The organism is Campylobacter sp. JMF_08 NE1 (assembly GCF_027737875.1).
Lineage (GTDB): Bacteria > Campylobacterota > Campylobacteria > Campylobacterales > Campylobacteraceae > Campylobacter_B.
This window is the reverse complement of sequence record NZ_JAOVUC010000004.1, coordinates 118,950-127,684: the sequence shown is the minus strand read 5'-3', so window position 1 is coordinate 127,684 and position 8,735 is coordinate 118,950. Positions and strand designations below refer to the sequence as shown.

Genomic DNA, 8,735 nt, shown 5'->3' with positions numbered 1-8,735 from the left:
TGGGCTGAGTTTTTAATTTAGCCCGTAGCTTGAAATTTTAAAATTCGCAAAATTTATCTCATTACGAAATACTGCCCCGATACGCTAACCATTGTCATTATGCTAAATTAGCTGTCATTGCGAGTGAGTGTAACGAGCGAAGCAATCCAGTAAAATTTATAGAGAATTTAAAATTAATCAAAATTTATCTAAATTTCCCCGGATTGCTTCGCTATGCTCGCAATGACACAAAATTCACATTTTTGGTGATTGTTATTCGTAGATTGCTTCGCATGTTAGACACGCTTGCAATGACGATAGAGAGTGTATAAATTTTGCTAAATGTCATTGTAAATTCGATTCGGTGTTTTCCAAAATTTATAATCATTTTATCATTGATAAAAGGCGTGATTTTTAAAGAAAACAAGGCTTTTTCTTGGCTGAATTCAACGAGTTTTTAGAAATTTCAATGAAAATTTTAAAAGCGAAAAATGCGCTTTAAAAGAAACATTAAAGGGTGATAAAAAAAGCTAAATAAGGCAATGGCGCAAAAAACGACAATACTTGCTTCTAGGTGTATAAAAAAAGATAAGATAAAGCATATAAAAGCAACGCTAATGCCAAAAGCTATGATGGCAAATTCTTTATATATTTCTAAACTCTCATCACTAAGCTCACCAGCGCCAAAGCCCTCTGTGAATTTATAGCCTAGCCACCACAGAAGCGTCGCGAACAAAAATGTATGAAGCCACGCTTCATTTGCGCTTATGTTGCCTTCGTAAGAGTGGATAGAAAGGATTAGAGCTATTATAAAGCCCTCAGAGTATCTTATAACCTTTTTCATAAAAAGGATTATATAAAATAAAAAAAGGTGTCAAGTCATGGAAGATGCGGCATTAGGCGTAGTCTTAGGTGTGGCGATAAAAGGACCGCCAAGTATTCATAAGCTAAATAGCTCTTTTGAGCAAATAAGCGCTTCGCTGCAAAAAGCAGGAGCAAATGTGAGCGCGCTAAATGCAAAAATAGCAAATCTAGGCAGCGCTACAAAAAGCATAAACCTAGCAAAAGCTATGCTTGATGATGAGTTTGTTAAAATTCCTTCTGCACTAGCCAAGCTAGGCACACTTAGCGTGCCTGTAAAGCTAGCCGTGGATTATGAAAGCGCTATGGTAGATGTGAAAAAATACATAGAGTTTGAAAGCGAAGAGCAGTTTGCCAAAATGAGCTCTGATATAAAGGCGCTTAGTGCTAAATACGGCGTAAATGTGAGCAAGATAGAAATTTTGGCAAATCAGATGAATTTTTTAGACGATAAAATGTCAATGGTAAAATCTAGCGAACTTTTTAACATACTAAATAGAACATCTTCAAATGCAAATATGCTAGGACTTAGCACAGATAGTGCAGCGGCTTTGGGTGCACTATGCTAAGTGCGGGGAAAAGCCCCAGAAGTAGCTAGCACGGCTAAAAGTGGCTTTGAAAGGCTTAAAATTTCGCTTTTAAACCTTGGAGCTAGTATTGGCGAGGCGTTTTGCCACTTAGTAATTTTTTGGCTGATTTTATAGCCAAAACAGCGTCTGCCATAGATGGCTTTATAAACAAGCATTCACAATATGTAAGACCGATTTTGGGCGTGGTTTTGGCGTTTTTAGTTTGGGGCGTGGTTGCACCTGTGATTAGAATTTTAGCAAATAGCTTTTTGATTATGTTTCATCAAGCGGAATTTTAATGCTAAAAAATGAAGTAAATTTTATTTTTAACAATTTTTTGCAGAGGACTTTGTAGAAGCCGTAGTAAGTGCAGAGTTTAGCAGCTTTAAAATAAGGTTACTTTTGTGGATTTTACAATTTAACTTGACTTTTGGTATTAAATTTGCGGATTTAGATTTTTTTTGAATTCACTGAATTTGCGCAAGCTTGCTAAATTTTTGTTTTTTTATAAATGCTATTTAGATAGAATACTTGATAAAAATTATTTTTTAAAGTTTAGATTATATGATAAAAAGTATCACGATTAAAAATTTTCGTTCAATTGTGGAACAAACGATAGAATTTGACAAATTTACTTGTTTAGTTGGAAACAACGATTGTGGCAAATCGAATATTCTTAAAGCTTTAAATTTATTTTTTAATAAACAAACTGATTTTAATACAGAATTTGATTTCGACAGAGATTATTCTAAATTTGCTAAAAAGCGTAATGAAAAGGCAGAAGAGATAACTATTTCTATTGCTTTTAATTTACCTTCAAAGAAATATAAAGATAATGTGATAACTTGGAAAAAAATTTGGAGACAAAATGGTTTTTTTGGCGACAATATGAACGACATTGTTTCGTCAAGGTCAAAAACAAGAAATTTATTAGAAAATAAAATAAAATATCAATACATCCCGGCAATCAAAAGCAATGAATATTTTAAAGACTTAATGTCTAAGATGTATGATTCTATGATGGATAGTGCTGATAAAAATTTATCTAATATAAATAAAAAATATTCAGATGAATTGCAAAAAATAACAAAAAATTTAACCGAAACGCTGAGTAATACGCTAGATATAAATTCTGTTATTGAAATGCCAAAAAATCTTAGTGTATTGTTTAAAAATCTAGAATTTTCAACTAGTGATAATTTTGTAAAAGAGATAAATTTAGCTCGTCGTGGTGATGGCATCAGGACTCGTCATATACCATCAATTTTAAAATATATAGATGACAATATGGAATCAAGTAAAGTAAAAAGAATTTTTATTTGGGGATACGAAGAACCAGAAAATAGTATAGAATTTACATCTTGTTCTAAAATGGCTGATGAATTGTATGAAATGAGTAAAGATAAACAAATTTAATAACAACTCACTCTCCATTTTTTTATTTAAAAGGAAAAGAGGAAAGCTCAAAACTTTATTATGTTAGTAAATCTATAAATGGTGATTCGAAATATATCAATAAAAATCCAAAAAAATACTGAAAAAAATTTATTTAACAATCGCGATGATATGAACGAAGTCGATGATATAGATGAAGAAATGGGACTTATGCCACTTGTTGCTCCGTATGTAGAAAAAAAGAAAGAAGAATTACAAAACAATTCAAAAAAAATATTGGAAGAAAATGAAAAATTAAAGAACAAATTAGCAAATTTGACAGACAAAATTTTACTTATAACAGAAGGAAAAACAGACATTAAACACATTAAAACAGCTTTTGGTTGTTTAGAAAATTTAGACGAAGAACTTTTGAATAAAATTGAATTTTATGATTTTAATGAAACTAAAACGCTAGGATATACTGAATTACAACCAATGTTGAATTATCTATCCAAACTAAACAATAATAATATTATTATTGGCTTATTTGATAGAGACGAGAATAAGATAAACAATTGGATAGAGAGTAACTTTAAAAATTTAGGTAATAATGTCTATGCTTGCTTAATACCATTTTTGGAAAATAAAGAAAGAAAAAGGGATGATAAAATTTGCATAGAACACTATTATTCAAATGACGAAATTACCAAAACATTAAATAATGGTAAGCGATTATATTTAGGTGCAGATTTTGATAAAATTGGAAAATCCAGTGATGATAAATTTATTGTAAAAGGCGCAGATAAAAACCCAATTAGTGATTATAATGAATTATTCTCTACGGACAATAACAAATTACAAGCTATTAGAGATAACGCAAGATTAGCTTCAAAAAACGAATTTGCTGAGTATGTAATAGCAAATTCAAGTGAATTTAATTTTGAAAATTTTAGAAAAATTTTTGATTTAATCAGTGAAATATACAAAAATTTCAGAAATAATGAATAAAATTGGTTAAGCAATCAATTCGCACCCGCGAAATTTGGGTGCGAATTTGGGGTGAATTTAGGCAAATTTTAGCGCTTTTTTAATCGCCAAAATTTCATTAATATTTTTTTCTAGTTCGTCTAAATTTAGCATATTTGGCCCGTCACACAAGGCTTCGCACGGATTTAGGTGTGTTTCGTAGAAAAACCCATCGACTCCAACAGCCGCCGCCGCTCTTGCTAAATATGGCACAAATTTAGAATCGCCACCGCTTGTCGCACCGTTTGCGCTTGGCATTTGCACGCTGTGTGTCACGTCGAAAATCACGGGCGCAAACTCACGCATTATCGGGAAACTTCGCATATCTACGACGAGATTTCCGTATCCAAAGGTGCTTCCCCTCTCGCACAGCCACACGCCATTTTCTTTGGCAGCCTCGTAACCTGCGCTTTTTACGCCGCGCGTTTCAAGGACTTTTTTCACGCTGTGATTCATCGCCTGCGGTGCAAGAAACTGCCCCTTTTTAATATTTACTACCGCTTTTGTTTTAGCTGCCGCTACGAGCAAATCGGTTTGGCGGCACAAAAACGCCGGGATTTGCAACGCATCGGCGACCTCCGCCACAGGCGCAGCTTGGGCGCTTTCGTGAATGTCGGTTAGGATTTTAAATCCAAATTTTTCCTTCACTTCGGCTAGTATTTCGCAGCCCTTTTTAAGCCCCGGACCGCGGAAGCTTGCGATACTCGTGCGGTTTGCCTTATCAAAACTGCTTTTAAAATAAAAATCGATTCCGTCCATTTCGTGAAATTTGCGAAGCTTCTCAGCCACCGCGAAAATTAACTCTTTGCTTTCGATGACGCAAGGTCCTGCGATTAAAATCATTTTCTATCCTTTGTTTAAATTTCGGCTATTTTAACCAAATTTAATTAATAATTAATCTTAATACGGCTTGCCAAACATCTTCTCGTAATGCTCGTAAAATCGCTTGTAGTAGGGGTTGGAATAGCGTTTGCGCATGCCGTAATTATAGCACTCGATTGTGTCTTTTATATTTTTGTTTTTGGCGTTCCAGCATTTGCGCAGGATTTTGGCGCATTTTGTGAGATTATAAACGGGGTTGAAGATATAATCAATCTCGCTTTTGTCGAAATTTACGGCGTTTAGCTGCCCAAGTCCCACATCGATAGGAAAGCCGTCCTCGTAGAGTTCTTTTGCGATTTGGATTGCGTAGGCTTCGTTTATGGGGTGGATCGCCACGACCCATTTGGAGCGATTTAGGCTGTAATTGCTAGTGCGAATTCGCGCATTTGGACTGCTTAGGGTGGCGAAATAATCGGCGTTTGCTTTATTTGTGAGAAATGAAATCGCAAAGGGGTTAAAATCGCTTTCGATTTTTACGATTGTGTATAAAATTTCGGGTTTGACGCCCTCGTTTGTGGCGACATACGCGATGGAATTTGTAATATCTGCGTGCGAATACCCAAACAATCGCAATGAAAAAAATAAAATCAGTATAAAATTTCTCATAACTCTTTCTTATTAAATTTAGCTTTGCGTGAGTATAGCAAAAAATTCGATTTTTTTCTCCAATTTAAGCGAAATTTAATATCAATCGATATATAATCACATTTCATTTTTAATAAATGGTCGCTTAGCTCAGTTGGTAGAGCGCCACCCTTACAAGGTGGATGTCATAAGTTCGAGTCTTATAGCGACCACCACTTGTGCGATGGTAGTTCAGCTGGTTAGAATGCCGCCCTGTCACGGCGGAGGTCGTGGGTTCGAGCCCCATCCATCGCGCCACTTACTTTACAATCCGTGTCTTGCTAGCTCAGTCGGTAGAGCATCTCACTTTTAATGAGGGGGCCGTTGGTTCGAATCCAACGCAGGACACCACTTTTTTATCCACATAATTTTTAATCCTTAAAGCGTTTGGCTTAAAATCTATATAAATTTTATTTTTCTTTTGATATAATCGCCAGATTTCAATTTTTGGGTATTTTATGAAAAATTTCTTTTTGCTAATTTTCCTTTTTTCATTTGCAAACTCGCAAGAGCTACTAAATGGCTACATAGAGGCTGAATTTACCTATATTTCGCCGTATAATCCTGGGATTTTAGATGAAATTTATGTCCAAAAAGGGCAAGAAATTTCGCCAGAAGATAAACTTTTTTGCGTAGATAAGGCTCTTGGCGAAGCAGATCTAAAAATCGCCCAAAACGAAGTAAATAAGGCAAAATCAAACTACGAAAATTTAATCAAAGGCAAAAGACAAAGCGAAATCTCCGCCCTAAATGCCCAGTTAAATTCCGCTAAAATCGCCTTTGAGAACGCACAAAAAGAGTTTTTTAGAGCGCAAAAACTTTTCAAATCAAACACCATAAGCAAATCCGAATTCGACCAAAAATCTGCGAATTTCGACACTGCAAAAGCCAAAGTCGCGGAATTCGAGGCAGTGTTACAAACAGCTAACCTTGGCGCCAGGGACGATGAAATCGAAATCGCAAAAACAAATATCGCCATTGCTGAGCAAAATTTAGAAAAAACAAAATTAATCTTTGCCAAAAACACAGCCGTCTCGCAACACAGCGGTCAAATTTACGATATTTATTTCAAAAAAGGCGAATTTGTTGGCGCAAATAGCCCGGTTTTATCGATTTTAGAACCGCAAAATATCAAAGTCAGATTTTTTGTGCCACAAAAAATCCTTGCAAAGCTCAAAATCGGCGATGAAATCGGAGTTTCGTGCGACGGCTGCGAGGGCGAAAAACCAGCTGTGATCTCGTATATCTCGCCAAGCGCCGAATTTACTCCGCCCGTGATTTACAGCGTCGCAAGCAGAGAAAAAATGGTCTTTATGCTCGAAGCCACCTTTGCGCCAAACACCGAATTTAAGCCGGGTTTGGGCGTTAGCGTGAGAATAAAATGAGCGAATTTGCAATCGATGTTAGCGAGCTAAGAAAAAGTTTCGGCGGCAAAGAGGTCATAAAAAATATCTCGCTTCAAGTCCCGCGTGGCAAAATTTACGGATTTTTAGGCCCCAACGGCAGCGGCAAAACCACGACAATCAGGCTAATTTGCGGACTTTTGACCCCAGATAGCGCAAAAGGTCAGGTTTTAGGATACGATGTTTTGACCCAAAGCGATAAAATCCGTGAAAAAGTCGGCTACATGACCCAAAAATTCAGCTTTTGGGAGGATTTGACGATAAGAGAAAATTTAGAATTCGTAGCCCAAATTTATCAAATCCCAAATTCGAAAACAATCATCGACGAAACACTTGCAAACTTAGGCCTTATAGATAGACAAAATCAGCTAAGCAGGGGACTTTCTGGTGGTTGGAAACAAAGACTTGCGCTTAGTGCTTGCATACTGCACAAGCCTGAAATTTTGTTGCTTGATGAGCCCACGGCAGGCGTCGATCCAAAGGCTAGGCGCGAGTTTTGGGACGAGCTTGGCAGGCTCAGGGACGAGGGAATTACTACGCTTGTGAGCACGCACTATATGGACGAGGCTGAGCGTTGCGATGAGTTGGTCTATATCGCAAACGGCAAAATCGTCGTCAAAGGCACGCCAAAAAGCGTCGCTAGGCAAACTGGGCTTTTTTCGTTTATACTTGGCGGAATAAATTTGGCAAATTTGGCGCAAATTTTGCAAAACATGGACGAAATCACCACAACAGCGATGTTTGGAGAGAGTTTGCGAATTTGTGGCGAAGATGAGCAAAGGCTAGAAAAAATCCTGCAAACCTATGAATTTAAACACGAACTTTCGTGGCAAAAAAGCGAGGTTTTGCTAGAAGATGCCTTTGTGTATTACCTAAAAAAGGCGCTTAAATGAGGCTAGCGCGCATAAAAGCCCTCGTCAAAAAAGAGCTAATCCAGCTAAGACGCGATAAAACCACATTTGGCATGGTCGTGGCGATCCCGATAATTTGGCTTTTGATGTTTGGTTACGCCATAAATATGGACCCCAAAAACCTGCCCATGGCGCTTAATTGCAGGGACAATTCGCCGCTTAGCAGAAGCATTGTAAGTGGGCTTGAAAATTCGGGCTATTTTAGGATAGTCGCCGAAATCTCAGATGACAAAACCGGCGAAAAGCTCCTAAAACAGGGGAAAGTTTTGTTCGTGCTAAATATAGGCGAAAATTTTACCAAGGGTATAATCCGCGCTGAAAATCCTAAAATTTTGCTTCAAGCAGACGCTAGCGATCCAGTGGCTGTATCGTCGGCTATAAGCGCGATTTCTGGAGTCAGCCAAAGCGTGATAAATAAAGAATTTAAAGGAAATCTGGCTCATCTGCGCACCAAAAATCCGCCATTTGAAATTCTGCTTCACCGAAATTTCAACCCAGAGGGATTTACGAGATACAACATAATCCCTGGGCTAATCGGCATGGTTTTGATTTTTACTGGCGTTATGATGACGGCACTATCGCTGACGAGGGAGCGCGAGCTAGGCACGATGGAAAATCTGCTCTCCATGCCAGTAACCCCGTTCGAAGTGATGATTGGCAAAATCACGCCGTTTGTTTTCATCGGTATTGTGCAAACCTCTCTCATAATCATAATGGCGAAATTTCTCTTTGAAGTGCCTATTTTAGGCTCTTTGGCACTGCTTTTTTTCTGTTCGTTTATTTTCATTGTTTGCAATTTGGCATTAGGATTTTTGATATCGACAATCGCCAAAAACCAGACCCAAGCCCTGCAAATGTCGGTTTTCGTAATGCTTCCATCAATGCTATTAAGCGGGTTTATGTTCCCATTTTTAGGCATGCCAAGCTGGGCGCAGTTTTTGGGACAGTGTTTCCCACTGACATATTTTTTGCGAATTTGTCGCGCGATAATGCTAAAAAACGCGCAATTTGCCGATGTTTTGCCAAACCTTGCCCCGCTTTGCCTAATCGTGCTTGTAATCACCGCCCTGACGCTAAAAGCCTACAAAAACACATTGGACTGA

At 37.5% G+C, this 8,735-nt stretch carries 11 protein-coding genes and 3 tRNA genes; 11 read left to right on the top strand and 3 right to left on the bottom strand.

Features of this window, described 5'->3' with window-relative positions; all coding sequences use genetic code 11:
• Positions 1-457 precede the first annotated feature (457 nt).
• Positions 458-823, bottom strand: coding sequence for a hypothetical protein (locus OFN91_RS05070; protein ID WP_270873496.1), 366 nt, complete (start codon positions 821-823; stop codon positions 458-460).
• A 37-nt stretch (positions 824-860) separates the two neighbouring features.
• On the opposite strand from OFN91_RS05070, the gene OFN91_RS05065 reads away from it, so the two are divergent.
• The 5 genes from OFN91_RS05065 to OFN91_RS05045 all read left to right on the top strand — a co-directional run bounded on the left by OFN91_RS05065 (position 861) and on the right by OFN91_RS05045 (position 3,794).
• On the top strand, positions 861-1,409 hold the full coding sequence (locus OFN91_RS05065; RefSeq protein ID WP_270873495.1) for a hypothetical protein: 549 nt from the start codon (positions 861-863) through the stop codon (positions 1,407-1,409).
• Positions 1,410-1,544 (top strand): hypothetical protein, encoded by a 135-nt coding sequence (locus OFN91_RS05060; protein ID WP_270873494.1) that lies wholly within the window; start codon positions 1,410-1,412, stop codon positions 1,542-1,544. It abuts the gene before it with no gap.
• Complete coding sequence (locus OFN91_RS05055; RefSeq protein ID WP_270873493.1) at positions 1,529-1,708, top strand: hypothetical protein; 180 nt, start codon at positions 1,529-1,531, stop codon at positions 1,706-1,708. Before OFN91_RS05060 ends, OFN91_RS05055 begins: the two co-directional genes overlap by 16 nt.
• A 265-nt stretch (positions 1,709-1,973) precedes the next feature.
• The gene (locus tag OFN91_RS05050) at positions 1,974-2,825 is read left to right on the top strand and encodes an ATP-dependent nuclease (protein WP_270866685.1); all 852 of its coding nucleotides are present in this window, start codon (positions 1,974-1,976) and stop codon (positions 2,823-2,825) included.
• Between the two features lie 150 nt (positions 2,826-2,975).
• Positions 2,976-3,794, top strand: a complete 819-nt coding sequence (locus tag OFN91_RS05045; RefSeq protein ID WP_270873492.1) for a hypothetical protein — start codon at positions 2,976-2,978, stop codon at positions 3,792-3,794.
• Between the two features lie 57 nt (positions 3,795-3,851).
• Here the strand turns inward: OFN91_RS05045 and kdsA are convergent, their stop codons facing one another.
• On the bottom strand, positions 3,852-4,655 hold the full coding sequence (gene kdsA / locus OFN91_RS05040) for a 3-deoxy-8-phosphooctulonate synthase (RefSeq protein WP_270873491.1): 804 nt from the start codon (positions 4,653-4,655) through the stop codon (positions 3,852-3,854).
• Between the two features lie 57 nt (positions 4,656-4,712).
• The gene (locus OFN91_RS05035) at positions 4,713-5,300 is read right to left on the bottom strand and encodes a transglycosylase SLT domain-containing protein (RefSeq protein WP_270865254.1); all 588 of its coding nucleotides are present in this window, start codon (positions 5,298-5,300) and stop codon (positions 4,713-4,715) included.
• A gap of 118 nt (positions 5,301-5,418) precedes the next feature.
• On the opposite strand from OFN91_RS05035, the gene OFN91_RS05030 reads away from it, so the two are divergent.
• The 6 genes from OFN91_RS05030 (at position 5,419) to OFN91_RS05005 (ending at position 8,735) form a co-directional block, all read left to right on the top strand.
• Positions 5,419-5,494: transfer RNA gene (locus tag OFN91_RS05030), tRNA-Val, on the top strand.
• A 5-nt stretch (positions 5,495-5,499) separates the two neighbouring features.
• Positions 5,500-5,576, top strand: a tRNA-Asp gene (locus OFN91_RS05025).
• Between the two features lie 17 nt (positions 5,577-5,593).
• A tRNA-Lys gene (locus OFN91_RS05020) sits at positions 5,594-5,669 on the top strand.
• Between the two features lie 107 nt (positions 5,670-5,776).
• Positions 5,777-6,703, top strand: a complete 927-nt coding sequence (locus OFN91_RS05015; RefSeq protein ID WP_270873490.1) for an HlyD family secretion protein — start codon at positions 5,777-5,779, stop codon at positions 6,701-6,703.
• Positions 6,700-7,614 (top strand): ABC transporter ATP-binding protein, encoded by a 915-nt coding sequence (locus OFN91_RS05010; RefSeq protein ID WP_270873489.1) that lies wholly within the window; start codon positions 6,700-6,702, stop codon positions 7,612-7,614. The genes OFN91_RS05015 and OFN91_RS05010 overlap by 4 nt, the downstream gene beginning before the upstream one ends.
• Positions 7,611-8,735 carry an ABC transporter permease gene (locus OFN91_RS05005; RefSeq protein ID WP_270873488.1) on the top strand — a complete coding sequence of 375 codons (1,125 nt, stop codon included), beginning with the start codon at positions 7,611-7,613 and terminating at the stop codon, positions 8,733-8,735. Before OFN91_RS05010 ends, OFN91_RS05005 begins: the two co-directional genes overlap by 4 nt.